The organism is Campylobacter ureolyticus ACS-301-V-Sch3b (genome assembly GCF_000413435.1).
Taxonomy (GTDB): domain Bacteria; phylum Campylobacterota; class Campylobacteria; order Campylobacterales; family Campylobacteraceae; genus Campylobacter_B; species Campylobacter_B ureolyticus_A.
The window spans coordinates 524,186-549,850 of record NZ_KE340326.1; the positions used below are offsets into that span (position 1 = coordinate 524,186).

The 25,665-nt window shown below is 30.6% G+C and carries 29 protein-coding genes and 1 pseudogene; 14 read left to right on the forward strand and 16 right to left on the reverse strand.

Annotation, left to right across the window (positions count from 1 at the left end):
- From HMPREF9309_RS02680 to HMPREF9309_RS02690, 3 genes are read right to left on the reverse strand one after another with little or no spacing between them, the layout of a single operon-like run.
- Positions 1-738, reverse strand: coding sequence for an NADH-quinone oxidoreductase subunit C (locus HMPREF9309_RS02680; RefSeq protein WP_016646393.1), 738 nt, complete (start codon positions 736-738; stop codon positions 1-3).
- Positions 738-1,241 (reverse strand): NuoB/complex I 20 kDa subunit family protein, encoded by a 504-nt coding sequence (locus HMPREF9309_RS02685; RefSeq protein ID WP_016646394.1) that lies wholly within the window; start codon positions 1,239-1,241, stop codon positions 738-740. Before HMPREF9309_RS02685 ends, HMPREF9309_RS02680 begins: the two co-directional genes overlap by 1 nt.
- Entirely contained in the window at positions 1,229-1,612 is a 384-nt protein-coding gene (locus HMPREF9309_RS02690; protein ID WP_016646395.1) for an NAD(P)H-quinone oxidoreductase subunit 3, read from the reverse strand. The genes HMPREF9309_RS02685 and HMPREF9309_RS02690 overlap by 13 nt, the downstream gene beginning before the upstream one ends.
- 154 nt (positions 1,613-1,766) lie before the next feature.
- Here HMPREF9309_RS02690 and HMPREF9309_RS02695 point away from each other — a divergent pair, with 154 nt between their 5' ends.
- From HMPREF9309_RS02695 to HMPREF9309_RS02705, 3 genes are read left to right on the forward strand one after another with little or no spacing between them, the layout of a single operon-like run.
- On the forward strand, positions 1,767-2,384 hold the full coding sequence (locus HMPREF9309_RS02695) for a hypothetical protein (protein WP_016646396.1): 618 nt from the start codon (positions 1,767-1,769) through the stop codon (positions 2,382-2,384).
- A 12-nt stretch (positions 2,385-2,396) separates the two neighbouring features.
- Positions 2,397-3,173 carry a 5'/3'-nucleotidase SurE gene (surE, locus tag HMPREF9309_RS02700; RefSeq protein ID WP_016646397.1) on the forward strand — a complete coding sequence of 259 codons (777 nt, stop codon included), beginning with the start codon at positions 2,397-2,399 and terminating at the stop codon, positions 3,171-3,173.
- A 3-nt stretch (positions 3,174-3,176) separates the two neighbouring features.
- Entirely contained in the window at positions 3,177-3,845 is a 669-nt protein-coding gene (locus HMPREF9309_RS02705; protein WP_016646398.1) for a tRNA threonylcarbamoyladenosine dehydratase, read from the forward strand.
- 14 nt (positions 3,846-3,859) lie between these two features.
- On the opposite strand, the gene HMPREF9309_RS02710 is transcribed toward HMPREF9309_RS02705, so the two are convergent.
- The 3 genes from HMPREF9309_RS02710 to HMPREF9309_RS02720 are packed head-to-tail and all read right to left on the reverse strand — an operon-like array spanning position 3,860 to position 5,982.
- Complete coding sequence (locus HMPREF9309_RS02710; RefSeq protein WP_016646399.1) at positions 3,860-4,960, reverse strand: DNA adenine methylase; 1,101 nt, start codon at positions 4,958-4,960, stop codon at positions 3,860-3,862.
- Positions 4,957-5,553 carry a lactate utilization protein gene (locus HMPREF9309_RS02715; RefSeq protein WP_016646400.1) on the reverse strand — a complete coding sequence of 199 codons (597 nt, stop codon included), beginning with the start codon at positions 5,551-5,553 and terminating at the stop codon, positions 4,957-4,959. The genes HMPREF9309_RS02710 and HMPREF9309_RS02715 overlap by 4 nt, the downstream gene beginning before the upstream one ends.
- A gap of 3 nt (positions 5,554-5,556) precedes the next feature.
- Positions 5,557-5,982 carry a hypothetical protein gene (locus HMPREF9309_RS02720; RefSeq protein WP_016646401.1) on the reverse strand — a complete coding sequence of 142 codons (426 nt, stop codon included), beginning with the start codon at positions 5,980-5,982 and terminating at the stop codon, positions 5,557-5,559.
- Positions 5,983-6,094: 112 nt separating this feature from the next.
- Here HMPREF9309_RS02720 and HMPREF9309_RS02725 point away from each other — a divergent pair, with 112 nt between their 5' ends.
- Genes HMPREF9309_RS02725 through HMPREF9309_RS02745 form a run of 5 tightly spaced genes read left to right on the forward strand, consistent with a single transcriptional unit; the run spans position 6,095 to position 10,636 of the window.
- Entirely contained in the window at positions 6,095-6,862 is a 768-nt protein-coding gene (locus HMPREF9309_RS02725) for an acyl-CoA dehydratase activase (RefSeq protein ID WP_016646402.1), read from the forward strand.
- A complete protein-coding gene (locus HMPREF9309_RS02730; RefSeq protein ID WP_016646403.1) occupies positions 6,859-7,974 on the forward strand; it encodes a double-cubane-cluster-containing anaerobic reductase in 1,116 nt (371 codons plus the stop codon). The genes HMPREF9309_RS02725 and HMPREF9309_RS02730 overlap by 4 nt, the downstream gene beginning before the upstream one ends.
- A gap of 43 nt (positions 7,975-8,017) precedes the next feature.
- Entirely contained in the window at positions 8,018-8,974 is a 957-nt protein-coding gene (locus HMPREF9309_RS02735) for a sugar ABC transporter substrate-binding protein (RefSeq protein ID WP_016646404.1), read from the forward strand.
- Positions 8,961-9,698, forward strand: coding sequence for an ATP-binding cassette domain-containing protein (locus tag HMPREF9309_RS02740; protein WP_016646405.1), 738 nt, complete (start codon positions 8,961-8,963; stop codon positions 9,696-9,698). The genes HMPREF9309_RS02735 and HMPREF9309_RS02740 overlap by 14 nt, the downstream gene beginning before the upstream one ends.
- Positions 9,695-10,636 (forward strand): ABC transporter permease, encoded by a 942-nt coding sequence (locus HMPREF9309_RS02745; RefSeq protein ID WP_016646406.1) that lies wholly within the window; start codon positions 9,695-9,697, stop codon positions 10,634-10,636. The genes HMPREF9309_RS02740 and HMPREF9309_RS02745 overlap by 4 nt, the downstream gene beginning before the upstream one ends.
- Before the next feature lie 115 nt (positions 10,637-10,751).
- Here the strand turns inward: HMPREF9309_RS02745 and HMPREF9309_RS09095 are convergent.
- Positions 10,752-10,910, reverse strand: a pseudogene (locus tag HMPREF9309_RS09095) (Sua5 YciO YrdC YwlC family protein); the annotation flags it as partial.
- A 130-nt stretch (positions 10,911-11,040) separates the two neighbouring features.
- Between HMPREF9309_RS09095 and HMPREF9309_RS02750 the strand changes: the two are divergent.
- Positions 11,041-11,673 (forward strand): outer membrane protein, encoded by a 633-nt coding sequence (locus HMPREF9309_RS02750; RefSeq protein ID WP_016646407.1) that lies wholly within the window; start codon positions 11,041-11,043, stop codon positions 11,671-11,673.
- Positions 11,674-12,037: 364 nt separating this feature from the next.
- On the opposite strand, the gene HMPREF9309_RS02755 is transcribed toward HMPREF9309_RS02750, so the two are convergent.
- The 9 genes from HMPREF9309_RS02755 to tig form a co-directional block, all read right to left on the reverse strand.
- Positions 12,038-13,291, reverse strand: coding sequence for a uracil-xanthine permease family protein (locus tag HMPREF9309_RS02755; protein WP_016646408.1), 1,254 nt, complete (start codon positions 13,289-13,291; stop codon positions 12,038-12,040).
- A 265-nt stretch (positions 13,292-13,556) separates the two neighbouring features.
- A complete protein-coding gene (gene mscL / locus HMPREF9309_RS02760) occupies positions 13,557-13,958 on the reverse strand; it encodes a large-conductance mechanosensitive channel protein MscL (protein ID WP_016646409.1) in 402 nt (133 codons plus the stop codon).
- A 150-nt stretch (positions 13,959-14,108) separates the two neighbouring features.
- Positions 14,109-14,825, reverse strand: coding sequence for a TerC family protein (locus tag HMPREF9309_RS02765; RefSeq protein WP_016646410.1), 717 nt, complete (start codon positions 14,823-14,825; stop codon positions 14,109-14,111).
- Between the two features lie 40 nt (positions 14,826-14,865).
- Positions 14,866-15,447 (reverse strand): phosphoribosylglycinamide formyltransferase, encoded by a 582-nt coding sequence (purN, locus tag HMPREF9309_RS02770; protein WP_016646411.1) that lies wholly within the window; start codon positions 15,445-15,447, stop codon positions 14,866-14,868.
- Positions 15,438-16,823 (reverse strand): bifunctional ADP-dependent NAD(P)H-hydrate dehydratase/NAD(P)H-hydrate epimerase, encoded by a 1,386-nt coding sequence (locus tag HMPREF9309_RS02775; RefSeq protein WP_016646412.1) that lies wholly within the window; start codon positions 16,821-16,823, stop codon positions 15,438-15,440. The genes purN and HMPREF9309_RS02775 overlap by 10 nt, the downstream gene beginning before the upstream one ends.
- On the reverse strand, positions 16,820-18,337 hold the full coding sequence (locus HMPREF9309_RS02780) for a YifB family Mg chelatase-like AAA ATPase (protein WP_016646413.1): 1,518 nt from the start codon (positions 18,335-18,337) through the stop codon (positions 16,820-16,822). The genes HMPREF9309_RS02775 and HMPREF9309_RS02780 overlap by 4 nt, the downstream gene beginning before the upstream one ends.
- The gene (def, locus tag HMPREF9309_RS02785) at positions 18,334-18,852 is read right to left on the reverse strand and encodes a peptide deformylase (protein WP_016646414.1); all 519 of its coding nucleotides are present in this window, start codon (positions 18,850-18,852) and stop codon (positions 18,334-18,336) included. The genes HMPREF9309_RS02780 and def overlap by 4 nt, the downstream gene beginning before the upstream one ends.
- Positions 18,853-19,443, reverse strand: a complete 591-nt coding sequence (clpP, locus tag HMPREF9309_RS02790) for an ATP-dependent Clp endopeptidase proteolytic subunit ClpP (protein WP_016646415.1) — start codon at positions 19,441-19,443, stop codon at positions 18,853-18,855.
- Positions 19,443-20,825: a trigger factor gene (gene tig / locus HMPREF9309_RS02795; protein ID WP_016646416.1), complete on the reverse strand. Its 1,383-nt coding sequence runs from the start codon at positions 20,823-20,825 to the stop codon at positions 19,443-19,445. The genes clpP and tig overlap by 1 nt, the downstream gene beginning before the upstream one ends.
- 135 nt (positions 20,826-20,960) lie before the next feature.
- Here tig and folE point away from each other — a divergent pair, with 135 nt between their 5' ends.
- The 5 genes from folE (at position 20,961) to HMPREF9309_RS09105 (ending at position 25,308) form a co-directional block, all read left to right on the forward strand.
- Positions 20,961-21,551, forward strand: a complete 591-nt coding sequence (folE, locus tag HMPREF9309_RS02800; RefSeq protein ID WP_016646417.1) for a GTP cyclohydrolase I FolE — start codon at positions 20,961-20,963, stop codon at positions 21,549-21,551.
- 119 nt (positions 21,552-21,670) lie between these two features.
- A complete protein-coding gene (locus HMPREF9309_RS02805) occupies positions 21,671-22,864 on the forward strand; it encodes a NifS family cysteine desulfurase (RefSeq protein WP_016646418.1) in 1,194 nt (397 codons plus the stop codon).
- Between the two features lie 12 nt (positions 22,865-22,876).
- Positions 22,877-23,857 (forward strand): iron-sulfur cluster assembly scaffold protein NifU, encoded by a 981-nt coding sequence (locus HMPREF9309_RS02810; protein ID WP_016646419.1) that lies wholly within the window; start codon positions 22,877-22,879, stop codon positions 23,855-23,857.
- A gap of 97 nt (positions 23,858-23,954) precedes the next feature.
- Complete coding sequence (locus HMPREF9309_RS09100; RefSeq protein ID WP_016646420.1) at positions 23,955-24,806, forward strand: ankyrin repeat domain-containing protein; 852 nt, start codon at positions 23,955-23,957, stop codon at positions 24,804-24,806.
- Positions 24,799-25,308, forward strand: a complete 510-nt coding sequence (locus tag HMPREF9309_RS09105; RefSeq protein WP_016646421.1) for a hypothetical protein — start codon at positions 24,799-24,801, stop codon at positions 25,306-25,308. Before HMPREF9309_RS09100 ends, HMPREF9309_RS09105 begins: the two co-directional genes overlap by 8 nt.
- Positions 25,309-25,665 lie beyond the last annotated feature (357 nt).

Here is a 25,665-nt window from a genome sequence, read left to right on the forward strand (position 1 = left end):
CTATCTTCTTTTTTTAATTGTTTTAAATTTTTGTCTTTTTGCTTTTTTAACAAGCAAAACTCCGCCATCTTCTTGATATTCTTGCACGGATACTTTATCGCTTGGTGGCTTGCCATATTCGCTTTCATGGTAAAGTTTTGCAAAATTAAAGTAGTCTTTACTATCAACAAAAGCACTATCTCTATTTTCTTCTTTAAATTTATCTCTATTTTCTTTGCCAAAAATTTTATCTATTTCATACCATTTTGCTTTTTCATCACCTTGTAAAGGATATGTTTTTAAAAGTGGATATCCAAACCAATCATCTGGCATTAAAATTCTTTTTAAATTTGGATGATTTTTAATCAGCACTCCAAACATATCATAAAGTTCTCTTTCGCTCCAATTCGCACTTTTAAAAAGTTTTGTAACACTTTGTAAAAACTCACCACTTTTTACAAAGCATTTTACTCTCATTCTTTTTTTAAGTTTTGTGCTTAAAAGCTGATAAAAAACGCAAATTGCCTCTTTTTCATCTATAAAATCAATTCCACTAAGTTCGCTTAAAATATCATATCCAAACTCTTTTAAAGACTTTAAGATTTCAAAATTATCATTGCTGTTTATAAAAATAACTAAATTATCAAACTCTATATATGACTCTTTTATTTCAAATTTCTCAAGCACTTTTAATTCTGCTTCAAATTCTGAGTCAATAACTTCAAATTTATCGCTTTGTTTTGGAATTTCAAATCTCATCAAACAAGCCTTTTTGGTTTTTGACTTCTATTTGCACTTTGTTTTCTAATCTTTTTTTGAAGTATCATAAGTGCGTATTGAAGTGTTTCTGGGCGTGGTGCACATCCTGGTATATAAATATCAACAGGTATTATCCTATCACATCCTTGAACGGTTGAATAGGTGTTAAACATGCCACCTGTGTTTGCACAACTTCCCATACTAATTACCCATTTGGGCTCTGGCATCGCATCGTAAAGTCTTCTTGTAAATTCAGCGTGTTTTTTTGTTAAAGTTCCTGCAATTATCATAACTTCGGATTGTTTTATACTAGCTCTAAAAATAACACCAAATCTATCAAAGTCAAATCTTCCAGCGCCTGTTGCCATCATCTCTATCGCACAACATGCAAGTCCGTAGTTTGCAGCCCAAAGGCTATTGCTTCTACCCCAATTAACAATTTTATCAATTGTTGTTAGGATAACTGGAGCACCGTTATTTTGTGCGTAATTTATCTTATCCAATCCAAAGCTCCTTTATGCCAGGCATAAACAAATCCTATAGCTAAAAATGCTAAAAATAAAATCATCTCAATTAGCCCAAAAATTCCTAAAATTTTGAAATTTACAGCCCAAGGAAACATAAAGATAATTTCTACATCAAATAAAATAAAAAGCACGGCTATTAGATAAAAATTTGAGTTTATGCGATTTGGTTGAATTACTGACGCAGGGCCTGATTCATAAATCGCATTTTTTAACAACTCATCATTTTTATTTGCAAATTTGTTACCAAGATAGGCAGATAACTCAGTTATAAGACCAAAAATAACAAATGATAAAATAAGCATTATAAAAGCACCAAAATATGGGTGAGCAAAATATATGTGCGACATAAACAACCTCATTACATAAAAATCTTTCAATTATAATGAATTTAAACTTTAAACGGAATAAATTTATAATTTTAAGGCTATTTTTAAGCCACACATAAATTTATAAAAATATGCTAAAATTAAGTCTATATTTTTTAAACAAAAGGAAAAAATTATGAAAAAACTAGCTATTTCACTACTTATTTTATCTGGATTTTTTACTGGATGCTCACAAACTGCTGAATATAATAAAAATCTTGAAGTAAAGGACACATCTCATAATATCGCTGTTAAAAAACCACTACAAAAAACATATATTTATATGGATGCTTCAGCACTTGGTTCGCAAAGTATCAAATCAAGCACATCTTTAGGTGAGGACAATTTAAAGATAGATATTGGAGAGTTTGTAAAAAACGAGAGCCTAAATTTCTTCAAAAGAGCTTTTTCAAATTTAGAATTTAGCACAAATAAAGAAATTTTAAGTTCAAACGATCTTATAGTAATGCCTGAAATTTATAGATTTGGTTATGGGTTTTATAGCGCTGATGGGTTTAATGTAGATTCAAAGCCTTTTGTAAACTATACTTTAAATTTAAAAATTTATAAAAATGGAATGGAAATTTATAATAAAGTCATAAGTAAATCGGATAGAATTTATGGTGAAAAAACATTTTTTGGTATGGGAAATACCAGCTACGCTCAAATCGGACCGATTTTTCAAAAAGCTTTAGCTAATGATTATAACAATAATGCCGTTGATATACTAAAAGCTATTAATTTGGCAAATTAAACGGAGTAAATTTTGAAAGAAATTTTAATAACAAATGATGATGGTTTTGAGGCAAAGGGGCTTTTAGAGCTTGCAAAGACTTTAAAAAGCGTTGCAAAAGTTACAGTTGTTGCACCAAGCGAGGAAAAATCAGCTTGTGCGCATTCTCTAACTTTAACAAAACCACTTAGGTTAATTGAACTAGCTCCAAATTTTTATAAGCTTGATGATGGAACACCAGCTGATTGCGTTCTTTTAGGACTTTTTTCGCTTTTTAAGGACAAAATGCCAGATTTAATAATAAGTGGCATAAATCATGGTGGAAATTTAGCTGAAGATATAACTTACTCAGGAACTTGCGGTGGGGCTATGGAGGGTGTTTTACAAGGCATTCCATCACTTGCTGTATCGCAGTTTTATGATGGTGATAGTATGGAAAAATACGGTTTTGATTTAGCATGTGAAGTAACTCTTAAAATAGTAAAAAAAATTTTTGAAAAAAACTATCCACTTCCAAGAAAAAAACTTTTAAATTTAAATATTCCAGCTGTTCCAAAAGAAAATTATAATGGCTTAAAAGTAGTTCCTGCTGGTGAAAAAGAGTATTATTTAGATGCAAAAAGATGTGAAAATCCACGCGGGGTTGAGTATTATTGGCTTGGAAAAATGCAAATGAATTTTGATAGAAATAAAAATTTAAATAGCGACTTGGGTGCGGTTTTAGATGGATTTGCAAGTCTAACTCCAATAACTTTAAATTTAACCGAAGAAAAAGAAATTTCAAATTTAAAAGAGTGGATAAAAGGTTAGCTTGTGATTGAAAATGATGATAAATTTACAAGGATAAAGTGGCTTTTTGGTAAAGATGGTTTTGAAAAACTTCAAAATGCAAAGGTCTTAATTTGCGGCGCTGGTGGAGTTGGAGGAGCTTGCACAGAAGTCTTAGCAAGAAGTGGAGTAGGGAATTTAGCCATTATTGATAAAGATATTTTTGAGATAACTAATCAAAATCGCCAGATAGGAAGTGAGTTTTTAGGCGAAAAAAAAGTAGATGTTTTTGCTAGGAAATTTGAGTGTGTAACGCCTATTTTCGCTAGGATTGATGATGATTTTTTACAAAATTTTGATTTTAGTAAGTTTGATTTCGTAGTTGATGCTATAGATGATATCCCTGCAAAAGTAGCTTTGGCAAATAAAGTTTTTAGCCTTAATAATGTAAATTTTATAAGCTCAATGGGTGGTGCAAAACGCATAAATCCTGCATTAGTAGAATTAACAAGCATTTGGAAGACAACAAATGATGCTCTTGCTAAAAAATTTCGCTATGAGCTTAGAAAAAGCGGATTTAATTGTGATTTTATGGTAGTTTATTCAAAAGAAGAGCCAGTTTGTGAGAATTTAGGAAGTTTTATGGGTGTAACTGCAACTTTTGGAAATTTCCTTGCAAGTTATGTGGTAAAAAAATTGATAGAAAAAGAGTAAAATTATTTTTTGCCTTATGCTATCTTTTTTAATAGATATAGGTTTTCTTTTACATATAAACTTCTACTACCCAAATTTCTACTTCCCCTAAATGTATTGTAAGTTTGTTCTAAGATATCCACGCGACCAAATTTAGCTAAGTTTGTTAAAAACTCATCTTTACTTATAAAACCCTCTGAGTTATAAGAAATGAGCACGAATTTAGCTTTTAAATTTGAAATTAGTTCAAAAAACGCTTCACTTGCAACTTTTTTCTTATTATAATCGCTTCTATTCCAATCTTTTGGAATGCCTGAAATCTCTGAAATTTTACTTGGTCGTTCATTTTTTGCGATTAAATTTAGCATAAAATAGTTTGAGCCATAAGGGTGCTGGTTGTATGGCGGATCTATGTAGCATAAATCAACTTCTTCAAACTCTTTTACAAGCTTATTCGCATCTTCTTGAAAGACTTTAAAATCACAATTAAAGTTAGAAAATACCGGCATTTGAAGAGTTATTTTTGCTTTTATTCTTTTTAGGGCGTTTTGTCCTTCTCCACCAAACTCGCCAATTCCGTTTTTATTTTTATAAAAGCCTTTAAAAACTCCACTTGTATTTGTATGATTGCTAGCTAGATATAAAAGTGGTGCAAGATAAAATTTTTGTAAGCTTAAAGGTAGTTTTGCGATTTGGTTTCGTGCGGTGTCTATGTAGTTTGCATTAAATTTAGTATAAAAAACTCGTTCAAATTCATTTATATTTTCATCATTTTTAGGTGCGTAAAGTTCGCTTATAAAACCTGGTGCGAAATTTGCCTTAATATTTGCTTTTAAATTCTTTAAAATAGCTGAAATTTCATGCTTTAACTCATCATTTGCATTTGTTAAATAGCACTCATTTATAATCTTTGAGTAAAGCTCTAAATCATTTGCTATTAAAAAATTTGAGTGCTGTTTTAAAAATCTTGCCACTATCCCACTTCCACTAAAAAGATCAAGTGAGCTTAATTTATCTTTTTTTAAATCTTTTTTTACTTTATTAATTGCTGTGCCTATAAAATCTAAAAGTGACCGCTTGTTTCCTAGATAAGTTATAATTTGTTTTGTTAAAAAATCACTATTTTCTATTATCAATACCCAAGTTCCTCATCAACTAAAATTATCGTTGTTCTAGCACTTTCATCGTGTTTTATGATGCTATATTTATTGCAAAGATCCTCTGGTGTATAAGTCCTTATTTTGCCATATTTTACAGCTGTTTTATTTATCCTATCAGCGTTTTTTACAGCTGCGATTTTTTCAATTCGCTCAATTGCTTTTTCCAAATTTAAAACAATTTTATTTTTTCCAACTACTAAAAGAACTTTTTTTGGGCCAAAAATTTGTGCTGCGACTCTGTTTCCTGTGCCATCGACATTTACAAGCCAGCCATTTAATGTAATAGCATTTGAGCTTGTGATGTAGAGATCACTTAAAAGCCCATTTCTACGGCGATTTAAATTTTCTTCCATTGAAATTCCAGCTTCATATTGGTTAAATAATGTTATGTTTTTTAAGCCCACTAAATAATCCAAAAGTCCGATTTCTTTTACACTTTCAGAGCCACCAAGACCGATTTTAAGACCATCTTTTATAAAAGTTTTTGCAATGCTTAGTGCTTCTTTGCCATCTTTTGCCTGTAAAACTTCAAAGCCATTGGTTTTTAAATTTTGTATTAAAGCTTTCATATTTTAATCCCTTATTTTTTTTATCTTTGTTTTATATAGTTTATAAATTTTTGATGGTTTTTTTTCTATAAATTCATCACCTATAACCTCATCAGCCACGCTTTTTGCGTATTCTAAATCAAATTTTTTATTATGCAAATTTGCAGAGCTTGAATACATCCAGCCATGAGTTTGTAGAAATTGGCTATGGTTGTCATCTTTTACAACTCTAACGCTTTTTGAGTTTGGATAGATAAAAGTTGTTTTTCTAGACTTTCTAACTAAATTTTTAAATTTTTTTGGCACTCTTGCAAAGTTTTTAAGCTCGCTAAAACTTGCCGTTGTAATTAGGCAGGGTTGATTTAAATCTCTATTTTTAATGCGGTTAATTTCATGTAAGTTTTTACTTAAAAATCCAGCTGTTGTGTCTGTTTGAACTAAATATATCAAAATTTTATCCTTAAAATAGGCAATTATACACTTTAAAGATTTAAATTTAGATAATTTTGCTACAATACTCTTTAGATTCTAGGTTTTAGAAATAACAATTTTAGGAAATTTAATGTATTTTATCGGTATTGATATTGGTTCAACTTCGACAAAAGTAGCTATTTATGATGCAAATTTAGATGAGTTTTGTGATCTATTTTTCATGCCTACTGGATTTAGTGGAGTTGAGATTTCAAAAAAAGTTTATCAAATTTTACTTAGCAAAAACTATTTTCCATTTTTTATAACTGCAACTGGATATGGTAGAGTTAGCGTGGATTATGCAAATTTAAGCCTTACAGAAATACTTTGCCATGGTATTGGAGCTAGTTATTTGTTTAAAAAAGACTGCACGATTATAGATGTTGGCGGACAAGATACAAAGGCTATAAGGCTAGTTGGCCAAAAGCCAGATGATTTTATAATGAATGATAAATGCAGTGCTGGAACTGGTAAATTTATGGAAGTTATGGCTACAAGACTTGGACTTAATTTAGCTGAGATTTATGATATAGCTTCGCCAAAAGATGGAATTGAAATTAGTTCAACTTGCACGGTTTTTGCCGAAAGTGAGATAATTTCGCTTATGGCAAATGGTGTTTCAAAACAAAATTTAGCTTACGCCATAGTTGATTCATCAGCTAAAAAAGTCGCTAGTTTAGCAAAAAAGCTTGAAAATGACTTTTATTTTTTAAGTGGTGGATTAAGCAAAGTTCCAATTTTTATAAATTTGCTTAAAACTCACTTAAATGCTGAAATTTTTACAGATGAAAATGCCATATTTTGCGGAGCGATGGGAGCAAGTTTGATGGGAAAGAGAAAAGCAAAGGATAAAAAATGAATCTTAACTCGCTAAAACAACAAAACGCAAATGAGCTTTTAAATTTAAAACAAAGTGGTAAGAAAATAGTTGGAGTTTTTTGTACTTACGCTCCAAAAGAGCTAATTTACGCAAGTAATGCGGTGGCGATTTCAATATGTGCGTATGATGAAAGCCCTATAAATGAAGCCCACAAAGAACTTCCTAGAAATCTTTGTCCTTTAGTAAAGGCAAGTTATGGATACTCTTTGAGTGGAAAATGCCCTTATATGAATGCAAGTGATTTGATAATTGGCGAAACAACCTGTGATGCTAAAAAGAAAATGTTTGAACTAATGGCAAATCAAAGAGAAATTTATGTGATGGAACTTCCAAACATGACAAATTCTTCAAGTCTAAATTTATGGAAAAGCGAGATATTAAGGCTAAAAAAGGCTTTGGAAGTTAAATTTAATACAAAAATTACTGATGAAAAATTAGCAGATGCAATAGAAATTTATAATACCGAGCGAAGTTTAATGGCTGAAATAATTTCCCTTCCAAAGCTTGATCCAAATCCAATAACTGGAAGCGAGCTTCATGATATCTTGTTTGCAAATGATTTTATTTTTGATAAAAAAGAAAAATTTAAGCTTTTAAGGGGTTTGATAGATGAATTTAAAGAAAAAAGTAAAAGTGAATTTACTCTAAAAAATAATAAAAAAAGACTTATTATAACAGGCTGTCCAAGCGGTGGCGTTGCTAAAAAGATCATAAACGAGGTTGAGAAATTTAATGCCGTTGTTGTTGGGTTTGAAAATTGCGTTGGGAGTAAAAACTTTGATAATTTAGTTGAGTTAAAAGGTGATTTGTATGAAAACTTAGCTAATAGATATTTAAAAATTCCTTGTTCTATAATGTATAAAAATAGCTCTCGTTTAGAAAAATTAAAAAATATGATAGATGAATTTAATGCTGATGGAGTGATTGATATAAGCCTAAGTGCGTGTCATACTTACGCAATTGAAGCTTTTAATGTAAAAAATAGCGTAAAAGAAGCAGGGGCTTCGTATTTACATATTGAGACTGATTATTCAAAGCAAGATAGTGGGCAAATTAGAACAAGACTTGAAGCTTTTTGTGAGCTTTTGTAACAAATTTAGGTTAAAATATAAAAAATTTTAAAAAGGAGAAATTATGAAAATAAAGAGTTTAGTTTTAGCTGCGGCTTTAGCGATTTCAGGTTTAAATGCTAAATTTAGCGTTTATTTTGATGCTGGTGGAAGCGCAGGGGATAACTTTGGAACTGTTATATCAAATGGAGCAAAGGCTGCTGCAAAGGATTTGGGAGTTGATTTAAAGGTTTATTATTCAGACTGGGATCCAAATAAAATGGTTGAAAACTTTAAAACTTATAGTGCAACAATGCCTGATGGAATGGTTATAATGGGTCATCCTGGTGATGATTTGTATAAGCCATTGGTTGATAAAGCTGTAAAAAATGGTATCGTTGTAACAAGTATCGACACACCACTTAAAAAAACACAAGAAAACAATGCAGTAAGTGGTTTTGGATATGCAGGAAGTGATAATTACTCAGCTGGACTATCTATGGCAAATGAAGCAATTAGGTTTTTTGATTTAAAAAAGGGCGATAAAGTTATGATTTGGGGACTTTTAAGTCAGCCAACAAGAGGACTTCGTGCAAAGGCTATGATCGAGGTTTTAGAAAATGCTGGAATGAAAGTTGATTATATAGAAATTTCACCTGAAATAAACAAAGATCCAACCCTTGGACAAAGCGTTTTTGGTGCGTATGTGGCAAAAAACCCTGATTTAAAAGTTGCTTTTATAGATCATGGCTCATTAACTGCGACAATGGCTCAAATTATGAAAAATTTAAACATTGATAAGGATAAAATCGGTATCGCTGGATTTTCTCTTTCGCCTGCAACTTTAGCTGGTATAAAAAGCGGATATGTTGATATTATAGGTGATGCTCAGCCATATTTTCAAGGATATTTTAGCGTTTTACAAATTTATATGAGTAAAAAATACGGATTTTCAGGTTTTAGCATCGATACAGGTGGTGGATTTGTAACAAAAAACAATATCAGTTTAATTGAGCCTTTAATTAAAAATGGCATCAGATAGTGTTATAAAACTTAAAAATGCCTTTAAAAGCTTTGGTAAAACCGAGGTTTTAAAAGGCGTTGATTTTGAGCTTAAAAAGGGTGAAATTTTAGTTTTATTAGGTGATAATGGAGCTGGAAAAAGCACCCTTATAAAGTGCCTTTGTGGTTTTGATAAGTTTGACAAATTTGATGAGTTTAGCGTAAATCAAAAGGCTTTAAGCTCAAAACAAATCAACTTCAAATTTATGAGAAATTTAGGTGTTGAGGTTGTTTTTCAAGAAAGCGCAGTTTGTAAAAATCAAGAAATTTATAGAAATATTTTTGCAACAAGACATATTAAAAAATTTGGCTTTATTGATAAAAAAACTGAGATAAAAGTAGCAAATGAGCTTTTAAAAACTTATCTAAACTACACTGGTGTAGGGCTTGATGCAAAAAGTAAGGCGTTAAATTTAAGCGGCGGTGAAAGGCAAGGTTTGGCAATTGCAAGGGCGATTTATTTTAAATCAAATATTTTAATACTAGATGAGCCAACCACTGCACTTGGGGTAGCGCAGCAAAATAAACTTACGTCATATCTAAAAGAATTAAACGACGTTAGCATTATTTTAATAACTCACAGCCTAAATAAAGCCTATGAGCTTGGCGATAAATTTATCCTTTTAAAAGGCGGTAGAATCTTAAAAACCGCCCAAAAATCAGACTTTAAAACTCTAGATAGTCTTTATAGGTTTGTAGAATGACAAAAGAAAATAAAATAAATTTGGCACTAACTTTAATGCTTTTTGGAATTTGGGCTATGTTTTGCTACTTTTCTCCAAATGTTTTTTTAAGTAAAAATATATATTTTAGCTATCTTTCAAGTATTCCTTTGATTTTGATTTTAGCACTCGGACTTTTGCCACTTATCATAAGTGGGGAGTTTGATATGAGCTTTCCGTCCATAATGGCAATGGGTGGTTTTGTTTGTTCTTATGTTTTTAATAATACAAATTCGCTTTTTTTAGCAGTAATTTTTGCTTTGATTTTTGGCTGTTTGGCTGGCGTTTTTAATGCAGTTTTAGTGCTACTTTTTAAAATTCCATCCATCATAGCAACTATTGGAGCACAGTTTTTTTGGCGTGGGTTAAGTGTTGTTTTAAGTGGTGGGTTAAGCCTTAGCTTGGCTAATGCAGATGGACTTTTAAAAGATATTTTGGTTGGTAGAGTTTTTGGAGTGCCGATGCAAAGCGTGTGGGCTTTGGTGCTATCATTTTTACTTTATATTTTGATTTTTAAAACAAGCAGTGGTGAGAGCATTTTGTTTGTAGGTGATGATGAAAAAAGCGCCAAAATGCTTGGTTTTAGACCAAATTTAACTAAATTTATGCTTTTTATAAACTCAGGTTTTATGAGCGCATTTGCTGGAGTTATTTTAAGTTTAGAGTTTATAAACTGGTGGCCAAGTCAAGGTGATGGCTATATGCTACTTGTTTTTGCTGCGATTTTTATAGGTGGAACTAGCGTTTATGGTGGAAGTGGGCGAATTTATGGCACGATAATAGGCAGTATTATCATCGGTATAATGGAAAGTGGCATCGTAGCAATGGGCTTTGATGCGTTTTATACAAGGCTTGTTTATGGGGTTATTATTATAATTTCAGTTTGTGTTTATTCGCTTATTTTAAATAAAAATGAGTAAATTTATGCAGTTTTTAAATTTTGTTTTAAAGCTTTCATTCTTCAATCCCTTATTTTTTTTATTTTTGTTTTTATGGTTTATAAATTTTTGATGGTTTTTTCTAGCCTTTCTAGCTAAATCTTTTTAGCACTCTTGGAAAGTTTGAAAGCTCGTTAAAACTTGCCGTTGTGATTAAACAAGGCTGATTTAAATCTCTATTTTTAATGTGGTTAATTTCATGTAAATTTTTACTTAAAAACCCAGCTGTTGTGTCTGTCTGAACTAAATATATTATATAAAACCTTAAAATTTTTTGTTAATTTTAATATGTTGCTTCTTTTTATTTGATAAAAGTTTAACCTTATTTACATAATAGTTACAGTATAATTAAATTTTAATTTTTATTTATAAAAAAGGAGTTTTGAATGAAAAACATAGTTTTAAAAAGTTTAGTTGCAAGTTCTTTGCTTTGCTCATCATTGTTGGCTGATAGTTTTGTTGGTGTTTTTGGCGGATATAGCTTAAAATCGGAATTTAAGCTCAAAGATGATAGCGGCTCTGATATAGAGGAAGGCGATATAGATAAATTAAAATTAGATGATAAAAGAGTAAATTTGGGTGTAAAAGCCGGATATGACTTTGATAGTTTTAGGGTCTATGGAGCTTATAGATATAATTTTAAGGCAAAAGATAGTTATTTTATAGATAATTTTTTAGGAAACATGGAATGGAAGAGCCATGATTTCTTGATAGGTGCTGACTATACTCCAAACATAACAGATAGCTTTAAGTTTAGTTTAGGTATTTATGGCGGTATTTCAAGGCTTAATATGAGACTTGAAGGCATTGATTACTACGACAATACAAAGGATAGTTTTAGCAAAGACAAAACAGGATTTATTTACGGCGCAAAAATAGGTGGCATATATGAGCTTGATGAGAATAATGAAGTTGAATTTGGCTACCAAATAGATGAAAGTGATTATGGAAAGATAGAAGATGTTAAAATAAAAGTTAGAGATCACGGACTTTACTTAGGATATAACTATAAATTTTAATATCTCATAAAGATGCATTTTTTAAATGCATCTTGTTTCTAATTATTTTTAATTCACTGCACTTTAAGATAGTTTTTAAATTTATATTTTGATTTGTTTTTGCTTTCAAAAAGTCCAAAGTTATTTTAAATTTTATGATAAATTTAATCTTTTTTAGTCTTTCATTCTCTTTTTATATTTTTCAATATAGATTTTAAAGATGCAAATTTAGAGTTTTGTTTATGGTGTTTTTATTTTTTGATGCTCAAATAGAGATATATCAAAGTTTTGTATTAAGCAAATAACTCTAATTTTTGGTATTTTGGTAATTAAAAATTTAAAAGAATTTGGCAAATACAAATATTTAAATTTGCCAAATTAAAATTTATTCTATTTTTTCTTTGCTTTTTGGAAGGATTAAATTTAAAAACACCCCAATAATTGCACCAAGGCCTATTTGTGAAAAGCTTGCAAAACCAAAGTCAAGCACCATCCCACCAAGTGCAGGAACAAGTACAAGAGCGATAATTATCATATTTCTAGGCTCATTCATATCAACACTGTTTTTAATCAAACTCTCCATTCCAACGCTTGCAATAATTCCAAATAACAAAATCATAATACCGCCCAAAACACAAGCTGGAATCGTAGCTATCAAAGCTCCAAGTTTGCCAACAAATGCAAGCAATATCGCAGTAAATGCTGACCAAGTCATAATAGCTGGATTAAAAGCTTTTGTAAGTCTTACTGCGCCTGTTACTTCTGCGTAAGTGGTACAAGGTGGTCCAGCTAAAAGAGCTGCTACGCTTGTGGCAACGCCATCACCTAATAATGTTTTATGAAGTCCTGGTTTTTTTGTAAAGTCATAATTTGTCACATTACTGATTGCTACAACATTTCCGATATGTTCTATTATTGGGGCGATTACAACTGGTATCATATATAAAATTGCATCTAGTTCAAATTTCGGTGCTGTGAAATTTGGCACTCTAAACCAAGGAGCTTCTTTAACTGGTGAAAAGTCAATAATCCCATAAAAATATGATATTATATAACCTGCTGCAATGCCACATAAAATAGGGATTAGCTTTAACATTCCTTTTGCAAACATTATACATAAAAGTGTTACTAAAAGAGAAATTCCTGCTATTATCATCGCATCATTTTGGCTAAAATTTGGATTTAAAATTTGATAATTTTTAAGCATATCACCACTTGCCATTGCCATAGAAACTGCTGATGGACTTAAGACAAGTCCAATTGTCATGATCACAGGTCCAACAACAATTGGCGGTAAAAATTTATCAATAAAACTTTTTCCTTTGATTTTTACAAAAAAACTAAATGCCGAGTACACAAGTCCTGCAAAAAATACTCCTCCCATAGCAGCTGGAAGACCCCATTTGCTAACAGCAAATGAAATTGGAGCTATGAAAGCAAAACTACTTGCTAAGAAAATAGGCACCACTTTTTGGCGGCAAATTAGCTGAAAAATTAGTGTTCCAAGTCCGGCTGTAAATAACGCAACACTTATATCAAGTCCGCATAAAATCGGCATTAAAACAAGTGCGCCAAATGCAACAAATAAAAACTGAGCACCCAAAAGTGCATCTTTGAATCTAAACTTATAATCAGTCATAAATCTCCTTAAAATCATCAAATTTTATAATTTTTAATGTTTGAAAATTTAGAAATTTATGAAAGATAAAAAGTTTAAAAGTATTGGGTTTGTGAATAAAAAAGCTTTTCAAAAAATTTCCATTCTTTTAGCTTTGGCTTGTAAATTTTAAAGATTAAAATTTACAAAAAAACTACGCCAAACTCGGTGCTATAAGTAAAATTGTAATTTTCCAAAAAGGAATATTACAATAAAATTTATTAAATTTTGTTTAGATTTTACAAATTTATCTATTTTTTAGCTCGTCTCTTATTTCTCTTAAAAGCTTGATATCTTCGCTTGGTTCTTTTGGGGCTTCTTCAGCTTTTGGTTTTTCTCTTTTTAGTTTGTTTATTGCTTTTATAGCTACAAAAATACAAAATGCAATAATAATAAAATCAATCGTAGTTTGTATAAAGCTACCATAGTTTAGTGTTACAGCTGCTGTTTCTCCATGGGCTTGTTTCAGTACTATTTTAAAATCTGTAAAATTTACCCCGCCTGTTATAACACCTATTACTGGCATTATAACATCGCCTACTAGTGAGCTTACGATTTTACCAAATGCACTTCCTATAACAACACCTACTGCCATATCGATGACATTTCCACGAACTGCAAATTCTTTAAATTCTTTTATAAAACTCATTTTTTTCCTTTATTAATTAGTTGTTTTTCAAAAAATAATTCTTATTATATCCCAAATGATGGGCTATGATTATGAAATTTTTTAAATTTAACGCTAAGAGCGGTAAAAATTCCTATAAATTAATCATTTGTAAAAATTTTATATCTTCTTTTAGCCTAATCTCTTTTTTCTCATTTTTATATTGATAAGTTCTACTGCCAAAGAAAAAGCCATAGAAAAGTAGATATAACCTTTTGGTATATGAAGTCCACATCCATCAGCTACTAAAGCCACTCCAACTAAGATCAAAAATGATAAAGCTAAAATTTTAATAGTAGGATTGTCATCTACAAATTTACTTATTGCTTTGCTTGCTACCATCATAACACCCACTGCTACGATAACTGCTAGAATCATAATTTCGATATGATCAGCCATGCCAACAGCAGTTATTACACTATCTAGCGAAAAAACTATATCTAAAATGGAAATTTGAATTATTATAGAAGCAAAACTTACTTTTTTTGTGCTAATGTGCTCTTCGTGAGTTTGGCCTGAAATGCTTGAGTCAATTTCTGTGGTTGATTTATATATTAAAAAAAGTCCTCCAATAATTAAAATCAAATCTCTACCTGAAATTTCCTCTCCAAATACACTAAACAAAGGAGCTGTTAATTTCATAATCCAAAATAAACTTAAAAGTAGTAAAATTCTACTTATCATGGCAAAGCCAAGACCTATAATTCTAGCTTTATTTTGCTTTTCTTTTGGAAGTCTTGAGCATAAAATTGCTATAAAAATAATATTATCAATACCTAAAACTATCTCAAGACCAATAAGAGTAAAAAGACTTATCCACGCTTCAGGTGAGGCAAACCATTCAAACATCTAATTCCTTTTTTAAAAAATCTTTTGATTTTACTTAAATTTAATTAGAAAAAGCTAAAAGCTCTATTATGGTTTTTGGTAAAATTTCATATTCAAGCTTATGGATATTTTCCTCCCACTCTTCTAAACTCATACCTTTTTTCCTATAAAAAACTAGTTGATTTATAAGTTTTCCTCCATCAAGCTCTTCGCTTACAAAATGCACACTTACTCCACCTACTAGCATGTCACTATTAAAACTCTCTTTTATGGCGTTGCCACCCTTAAAAATCGGAAGGATTGATGGATGAAGATTAATGGCTTTTATGTTTTTTGTAAAAACTGGAGTTAAAATTCTCATAAATCCAGCTAAAATTGTCAAATCGATTTTTTTCTCTTGTATTAAACTTACAAGTTTTGCATCAAAATCCTCTCTTGTTTTAAACTCTTTATGGTTTATAATAACTGTTTTTAGTCCAAATTTTTTAGCTCTTTGTATTCCAAAGGCATCAGGATTATTACAAATTAACAAATCACACTTTATGGTAACACCATTAAAAGTTTTATTGTGAACTTTTTCTAAAATATTTTCTAAATTTGAGCCGTTTCCACTAAATAAAATTGCTATTTTTTTTACAGACATTTTATACCTTCTATTATATCATTTGGAGTTAATGCGTATGAGTTTTTTTTGAAATTTAAAACGCTTAATGAATGTGCTAAAACTCCATTAATTGCTGCTTCAAATGGTGAGTAGTTTTGAGCCAAAAGACCACCTATAATACCAGCTAATGCATCTCCGCTTCCAGCTTTTGCTAATATGCTTGAACCAAAGCTAGAAACAAAAATTTTGCCTTTATGAGAAACTATTGTATTTGCACCTTTTAAAACTAAAATACTATTAAATTTTTCACTCCATTTTCTGGCTAAATCAAATCTATTAGCTTGAACATCTTTTATGCCAAAATCTCCAAACCCAGCCAAATTTAACAGTGAAGCAAATTCTTTTGGATGAGGTGTTAGAACTAAATTTTCATTTTTTTCTAAAAATGGTACGATTTCTTTTTTATAGCATAAATCAGCATCTATTACGCAAATTTTATCTTTTAAAAGTTCTAAGTTTAGAGTTTTTTCTCCAAGCCCACATCCAGCAACGACAACTTTTGCTTTGGCAAATGAGTTTGTCTGCATAATAAATGGATCTAAATTTGGTATTTTTTCATCGCTTACCACGCTAACTAGTCCAGCTCCCATGCTAAAACCAGCATTTGCAGCTATTATTGCAGCTCCTTTTAAATTTCCGCTTATTACATAAAGATGCCCAAAATTTCCTTTATTTGTATCTTGTAAATGTCTAAATGGTAAATTTAAATCAGTTTTTTCAAGTAAAAAACTATTGCTCATAGTTTCAAAATTTGTTTTACTAATGCCTAAATTTGCTAGAATTATCTTACCAACTAAATCTTTTGAACTATCTAAAAAAAGTGCTAGTTTTAAGGCTCCCATTGTAATTGTAAAGTCCGCCATAAAGGCATTTTGAGCGATTTTGCCACTTTTAGTTATCCCACTTGGAATATCAACAGCAATTTTTAAACCTTTTGCTTTATTTAGTTCATCTATGATTTTGCAAACTTTATCGCTCATATCGCGGTTTAAACCACTTCCAAAAATTCCATCCACAAAGCATTCATACGCACTAAATTCTGGATTTTCAACCAAATTTACATGAGCTTTTTTTGCTCTATCAAGCTGCATTGAAGCAAGTAAATTTAACTTATTTGAAGTTAAGAAAATATCACACTCATAGTCATTTGATAGTTTTCTAGCTGTACAGATCGCATCTGCAGCGTTGTTGCCACTACCACAAACAAATAAAATTTTTGATTTTTGTTGTAAATTTTGTCTAATTACTTCTTCGATTTTTGAAGCGGCGTTTTCTTGTAAAATTTCTTCGCTTAATCCAAACTCACTTATTGCTCTTTCATCAAGCATTTTTGTGTCATAGTATAAATTTATCACTCAAATCCCCTTATTCTATAACTTAGACTTTCCATTATATGATTTTTTGAAATTTCATTTTTTTCTTCTAGATCAGCTATGGTTCGAGCAACTTTTAGTGTTTTGTTTATGCCTCTTTGCGATAAATTAAACCTTGAAATAGCTGTGTTTAAAGCATCTTTTGCCGGTGTTTCTAAAATGCAAAATTTAGAAACTTCTTTATCGTTAAGTTTTGCGTTTAACTCACTTTGTCCTCTTAAAACTTGAGCTTTAAAAGCAATTAAGACTTTTTCATACATCTCTTTACTAGTTATTGTGGCCTTATCATCTTTTGAGATTTCATCCATAGCAACATAAAGATCTATTCTATCTAAAAGTGGTGCTGAAATGGTGCTTTTATATCGCTTTATCTCTGCTTCTGAACAGATGCAAGTGGCATTTTTACTAAATAAATTTCCACAAGGGCAAGGATTTTGCGCTGCTGCAAATAAAAATTTTGTCTGATACTCTACTTTTGAATTTACACGCGAAATTAAAATTTTATTATCCTCAAGTGGCTCTCTTAGGCTTTCTAAGATTTTTTTACCAAAGTGTGGAAACTCATCAAAAAACAGCACTCCACCATTTGCCAGTGCAACTTCGCCAACTTTTGCCGAGTGCGATCCACCACCAAAGATAGAACTTCTTGTTGAAGTGTGGTGAGGACTTCTAAAAGGTCTCACGGCACTAAACTCAACATTTTTACTATTTAAAGACTCATACGCCACGCTTAGCATAATTTCTTTTGGGCTTTGTGGCGGAAGTATATAAACAAGGCGTTTTGCACACATGCTTTTACCACATCCAGGACTTCCTTCATAAAGGATATTGTGCATTCCACTGGCTGCTATAAGACTTGCTCTTTTTGCTCTAGCTTGTCCTTTTACTTCGCTAAAATCAAGGCTAAAATCAAAATTTGGAATAAAAATTTTATCTTTTATTTTAATTGTTTTTTCAAAAATTGGATGAGGTTTTGAGACTAAAAACTCACTTTTTATCTCATCATCTAAGAAAAAATTTAAAGCTTCTGTTAAATTTGAGATAGCATAAACTTCAAAATTTGGAATAGTTGCAGCTTTTAAAGCAATATCTTTTGGAACTAAAACTTTAGCAAACTCAACTTTTTCACTCAAAAATAAAAGTAGTGAAAAAAGTGAATTTGTGCTTTTGGCTTGAGCGTTTAACCCAAGTTCGCCAAATACAAAAAAACTCTCATCAAATTTATCTTTTTGAAGTGCGATTAAAAGTGCAATTGCTAAATCAAAATGACTTCCCTTTTTTGGGATATCTGATGGCGATAAATTTATAACTATTTTTTGTGGTGGGAAGTTAAAATTTATAGATAAAAGAGAGGCTTTTATGCGGTTTTCGCTCTCTTTTATTGTGGTGTTTGCAAGACCTGTAATATTAAAAGAAGGAAGCCCTCTTAAAAATGATGATTCAACCGTTACGATATCCAAAGAGTCGCTAAAAGTTGCACATTTTAAAGACTTCATTTTGATTTTTCTTTTAACCTTTTTTTATACTCTTTTGAAAATTTTTTCTTTTGGCTATAGCTAATTTTTTCTATAAAAAGATGTCCATCTAAATGATCCATTTCATGCTGCACACAAACGGCTAAAAGCTCACTTGCACTAAGCTCTATAAACTCACCAAATCTATTTTGAAATCTTACTTTTATATCACTTGATCTTGTGACATCTTCAAAAAACTCAGGTACCGAAAGACAACCTTCTTGATAGGTAATTTCTCCATCTTTTTCTAAAATTTCAGGATTTATTATCTCAATTAGGTCATTTTTATCTTGGATGCCTTCTTCGTTTAATAAATTTATAACCAAAGCTCGAAGTGGTTTGCCTACTTGAATTGCCGCAAGTCCAATGCCTTTTTTAGCTATCATAGTTTCATACATATCATCTAAAAATTTATGCAAATTCTCATCAAATTTCTCAACACTTTTAGACTTTTGATACAGTCTTTTATCTGGATATGTTAAAACTTCTAAAACCATTTATTTTGAACTCTTTTCTAAGACCTTATCGATAATTCCATACTCTTTTGCTTCAGCCGCACTCATGAAAAAATCTCTATCGGTATCTTTTTCTATCTTTTTTATACTTTGGTTTGTATTTTTAGCCAAAATTTCATTTAATGTTTTTTTAATTCTTAAAATTTCGTTTGCTTGAATTTCAATATCTGTTGCTTGACCTTGAGCTCCGCCAAGTGGTTGATGAATCATAATGCGTGAGTTTGGTAGAGCAAATCTTTTATCTTTTGCTCCACAGCTTAGTAAAAATGCACCCATTGAGGCAGCTTGACCGATACAAATCGTGCTAACATCAGCTCTTATGTAATTCATCGTATCATAAATACTAAGTCCACTTGTAACAACACCACCTGGGCTATTTATGTACAAATAGATATCTTTTTCAGGATCTTCTGCTTCCAAAAAAAGTAGCTGAGATACAATAGAACTTGCCACATCATCGTTTATTTCGCCACTTAGCATGATAATTCTATCTTTTAAAAGACGTGAGTAAATATCATAGCTTCTTTCGCCTCTGCTAGATTTTTCAATAACATAAGGTATGTAAAATGCCATTATTTCCCTTCTTCTTTAGTCGCTTTTTTAGTTGTTTTTTTAGCAGGTTTTTCTTCTTTTTTATCTTCTTTACCGTCTGCTTTTTCATCTTTTGGTTCAGGAAGTTTAAACAAATCATTAAATAGCTTTTCTTCTATCAAAGCCATTTTAACAGCTGGTAAAATTCCTTGTTTTTGATAAGTCTCAAGATGTTTTTTAGGATCAATTCCGTTTTGATAAGCTTCAAAATAAATAGCTTGAACCAACTCTTGATCGCTTACTTCAACTTTTCTTTCTTTTGCAAGCTCATCAATTATAAATGTTAGTTTTACGCTTTTTTCAGCCTCTTTTCTAAACTCTTCTCTTTTGTTTGTTAAAGCGTCTTTATCGGTTCTAAATTTTTCCATATCTTCTTTTGCAAAACTATTCCATGAGTTTCTAAATTGTAAATCAATTTCTTGTTCAACTATAGTTTTAGGTAGATCAAAATCAAATTTTTCAGTCATATCATCAACAAATTTAGGTTTTAACTCTTCGTTTAAAATTTTGTTAAATTTATCATGTTTGATTTGGTTTTCTATCCTTTCTTCAAAAGCTTTTATTGTTAATTTTTCATCGCCAGTAAGTTCGGTTAATGTTTTTTTATCAAGTTTTTTAGCAGGATTTTTAGCTTGAATTTCATGTAGTTTTACTTTAAAAACAACATCTTTTCCAGCTAAATGTTTTGCATTATAATCACTTGGAAAAGTTAAATTAATATCCTTTTCTTCACCAGGTTTTAATCCTATCATTGCATCTTCAAAGCCTGGAATAAACTGATTTGAGCCTATTTCTAAGCTGTAGTCTTTCGCACTTCCACCCTCAAAAGCCTTACCGTCTAAAAATCCCTCAAAGTCAAATTTGGCAAAATCACCTTTTTCAAGACTATCTTTATCTACCTTTTCAAGTGGAGCAACCATTAATAACAATTCATCAATTTTTGTTTTTACTTCATCTTTTGAAGCTTCTGGAATTTCATACTTAGGGATAAGTTTTTCATATCCTTTTATATCAATCTCTGGTTTAAAAGAAATTTCAATAATTGTGTCTATGCCACCATCAACTTCTTCAAATTTTGCAAAAACAGGCTCACCTAAAAGATCACTTTGTTTTTTATTTAAATTTTTTAGGCCATCATCAATAGCTTTTTTAAAAAGTTCTTGTTTTGCATCATCTAAAAGTGCTTTTTCATATCTTTTTTTAACAACATTAACAGGAACTTTTCCTGGTCTAAAACCATCAATTTTTACTTGCTTTGCTGTTTTAACAGCTATTTCATTTACTTTATTTTCAATGCTTTTTGCATCAAATTTAGCATCGATTGATGCATTTGCTGAATTAATCAGTTTTGAACTAACTTCCATTATTTTCCTTTTGAAATTTAAAATTTAAATGTTAATAATATCAGATTTTACCTTATTTTAAGTATAAATTTAAAAATTTTATTATCGGTAAAGTGATTTTGTTGTAAAATGGGCTAAAAATTTTTAAGGAAAAGTATGGATAATAACAAAAAAAATAGTATTGAATTTGAAAAATCTGTAAAAAATATGCTTGAAATTTTAGGAGAAGATCCAAATCGTGAAGGATTGATAAAAACTCCGCAAAGGGTTTTTAAGGCTTATGAGTTTATGACAAGTGGATATAAAGAGGATCCAAAAGTTGTGCTAAATGATGCCTTATTTGAAAGCTCAAACAACGAAATGGTCTTAATAAAAGATATAGAATTTTATAGCCTTTGTGAACATCACTTATTGCCAATTATAGGAAGAGCACATGTTGCTTATATACCAAATGGAAAGGTTGTGGGTTTATCTAAAATTCCAAGAATGGTAAATATATTTGCAAGAAGACTTCAAATCCAAGAACAACTTACCGAACAAATTGCTGGAGCCTTACAAGAAGTTATTAATCCGCGTGGTGTTGGGGTGGTTTTGGAAGCTAGGCACATGTGCATTGAAATGAGAGGAGTTGAAAAGATAAACTCTACAACTACAACTTCAGCATTAAGAGGAAGTTTTATTTCAGATCCAAGAACTAGGAAAGAGTTTTTTTCTTTAATAAACTCATCAAGAGAGGCGAGATTTTAAAATTGTTTAACTTTGTAAATCAAAAATTTAATCATTTTAGTGTATCATTTCAAATAAGATAAAACTTATCCTATTTAAAATTTTAATAAAGATTAAGAAATTTAAGGAGAAAATTTATAATGAAAAGAGTCTACTTAGACAACAATGCAACGACTATGATGGCACCTGAAGCTTATGAGGCAATGCTTCCATACTTTTGTCAAAAATATGGCAATCCAAACTCACTTCATAGCTTTGGCATAGAGACAACTCCTGCTTTAAGAAAAGCGATGGATCAGCTATATGCAGGAATTTGGGCATCAGATATGGATGATATAGTCATCACCTCTTGCGCAACTGAGAGTAATAACTGGATTTTAAAGGGTATTTATTTTGATAAAATTTTAAATAAAGATAAAGATCATATTATCATCTCAGCAGTTGAGCATCCTGCTATTAGCCACACCTGTTCATTTTTGGAACAATTAGGTGTTAGGATAACAAGACTTGATGTAAACAGTGATGGGCTTATAAATAAAGAGGATTTAAAAAATGCAATTGATGATAAAACCGCCCTTGTTAGCATAATGTGGGCAAATAATGAAACAGGAGCAATTTTTCCAATAAAAGAGTTAGCTAAAATTGCCCATGAAAGAGGAGTTTTGTTTCACACAGATGCAACTCAAGCTGTTGGAAAAATCAAAGTAAATGTAATGGAAGCGGGAGTTGATTTTTTAAGCTTTTCAGCGCATAAATTTCATGGTCCAAAAGGAATTGGAGGGCTTTATATAAGAAATTCTCAAAAGCTTACTCCACTTTTACATGGTGGTGAGCATATGGGTGGACGAAGAAGTGGAACTTTAAATGTTCCTTATATAGTTGCTATGGGTGAGGCCTTAGAGCTTGCAAATAAATTTATAAATATGGAAAATGTCCATGTAAGAAGACTAAGAGATAAGCTTGAAGATGCACTTTTACAAATTCCTGATGTAAGTGTTGTTGGAAAAAGAGAATTTAGAACTCCAAATACAATTTTAGCAAGCATTAAAGGTGTTGAAGGAGAGGCGATGCTTTGGGATTTAAACAAAGCTGGCATTGCTGCATCAACTGGATCTGCGTGCGCTAGTGAAACACTTGAAAGCAATCCTATAATGGAGGCAATTGGAGCTGATAAAGAGCTTGCTCATACAGCTTTAAGACTTTCTTTATCAAGATACAATACAGAAGAAGAGATTGATTATGCTATCGTTCAGATAAAAAAAGCAGTTGAGAGATTAAGAGCTATTTCAAGTAGTTTTGCGTATGCACCAAAAAATCATAAAAGCGGATTATAAAAAGGATAAAAAATGGCAAAAGATAGTTTAATAAGTGGATCATTTTGGGAGGATTACTCACAAAAGGTTCAAGATAGGATGAATAACCCTAAATTTATGGGTGAAATAACAGAAGAAGAGGCAAAAGAAAAGGGTTGCAAACTTATAGTTGCTGATTTTGGAGCTGAGAGCTGTGGGGATGCGGTTAGACTTTACTGGCTTGTGGATGAAAAAACAAATATTATAAAAGAGGCGAAATTTAGAAGTTTTGGCTGTGGAACAGCAATTGCGAGTAGTGATACTATGGCTGAACTTTGTGTTGGCAAAACAGTTGATCAAGCTGTAAAAATAACAAACATAGATGTAGAAAAGGCAATGCGTGATGATCCAAATACTCCAGCCGTTCCACCTCAAAAAATGCACTGCTCAGTTATGGCATACGATGTTATAAAAGCCGCTGCAGCGCAGTATAAAGGAATAGATCCTGAGCATTTTGAAGATGAGATAATAGTATGTGAGTGCGCAAGAGTAAGCCTTGGAACGATAAAAGAAGTTATTAGGCTAAATGACTTAAAGACCGTTGAAGAGATAACTCAATACACTAAAGCAGGTGCATTTTGTAAAAGCTGTATAAGACCTGGTGGACATGAAAAAAGAGAGTATTATTTAGAAGATATTTTAGCATCTACTAGAGCTGAAATGGAGCAAGAAAAACTCTCTAAAATGGCTGATTCTCATAAACAAGGTGATAATTTCGAAGAGCTTAATACAATAGGTCAATTTAAAATGGTTGAGGCAATTATAGATGAGGAAATTCGCCCAATGCTAATGATGGACGGTGGGGATTTAGATATAGTTGATATTAGAAAAAGTGATGATGGCAAAACTGACATTTATATAAGATATTTAGGAGCTTGCAGTGGTTGTGCAAGTGGCTCTACAGGAACACTTTTTGCAATAGAGGCAGTATTAAAAGAAAATTTAAGCCCAAATATAAGGGTTATGCCGATATAAAACTAGATAATTTGAGTTAAATTTCAAAATTTTCAGCCCTTTTTAGTTTTAAATTTGGGCTGAGATTTAATTATAAATTTATATTTAAAGGTTAAATTTGAAAAACAAATTTTTAAATTCATTTATAATTATAACTTTAATTTTAGTTGCTTTTATAGTTTATAATAAATTTAAACTCTCTCAAAATTCTCATTTTACAGTTACAGCTGATACAGTTATAAAACCAGGTTCTGAAATTTCAAAGTATGTTACACAAGAAGAAGTTGATAGTTTTGCACTAAGATATTGGGATATAGATAATAATTACACTGAATTTGTTAATCCCATAGCTATTCCTTTAAGAGACTTTCTAAAACAAAAAGATACAAACAAAGTATTAAATTATATAAAAGATAATAATCTTAGTGCTGATATAGAAATAGAAGATGGAACTACTCCTTTAATGTATTCAAGCTTTTACAATGACTTAAATACCACAAAAGAGTTAATTAAACTTGGTGCTGATGTTCATAAAAAAGATAAATATGGTTTAAGTCCTATGGCTTATGCAATTTCTATGAATAGTTTAAATGTTATAAAACTTCTTTATGATAATGGTGCTAAATTTGAAGAAGTTCCAATCACTCAAGGTTATATTTTATCTCCAAGCTATTCAAATATTGATAAGTTGGTTATCAATGGTAACGATATAAATATAGTTTATAAATATAATTGGATACAAAAAGATTATGATACACCAAAAGGTTATGGATATATGTTTGAAGATGTAGTTTTTAAAAATTGGATTGAGTTAGCAAAATTTATTTTAGAAAGTGGATATAAACCATATTCTTATTTTACTATCGGTGATACAATTAAATATGGTTATTCAATAGATGATTTATTTACAAAAGAAGATATTGATGATCTTATGATTCTTGCAAAAACAATCAAAAAGAGATATGTTTGACTATAATCTTTCTATGGATGAATTAAAATATAACCATAGTTTATATAAACCACTAGAAGATATCCCAAACTTTGAACCAATGCTAGATTTGCTACTTGAACATAATGTCTCAGGACAACCTTCAAAAGAACTTATGAAAAGTGAGTATGATATGTGTTATGATTTTTATTATGACCCATGTTTTGATGATTTTAAAAATAAGTGCAAGCCTGTATTTGATATTTTTCCAGAAATATATGGACTTAAAAACAGTTATGAGATGTTTAAAAAATACTGCCCCGATAAAAACGGAACTTTTAAAAACACAAAAGATTTTATAAGTTACAGAAATTCAGAAAAAAAATCTTATGCTATATCTTTTATGTTTTCTGGAGATAGTCAAAATAAAGTTTATATGAAAGATAGAAATGCGACTTTGAGAGATATAATGATAGATAAATATAATAGTACAAATAAAAATGAAAAAGAATTTATAAAAACTTATTATTTAAAAGAACAGTAGCTAAATTGCTACTAAAAAGTAATAAAATTATAATAAATAAATTTTAAAGGGACAAGCCATGCCAATGTTTAACATCTCATCAAAGCACAAAATTTATATAATAACCTTATTTCAAATTTAAAAACTACATCTATTTTATTTAAACTCACGCTACCATTCTGTAAAAATTAAATTTCAAAAGGTCAGAACTTAACAATTTTATAGATTTTAATCAATTTCCATGATTTCTAACTCTATTTTTTCATCTTCCCCAAATTTCCATAAACATTTTCCCCCACTTTAATCAAACTTTAAGCTTTATGTTTGTATAATTTCATTTCCGTTTTACAAAAGACCTCTTAAACGAGTTGTTTAAAC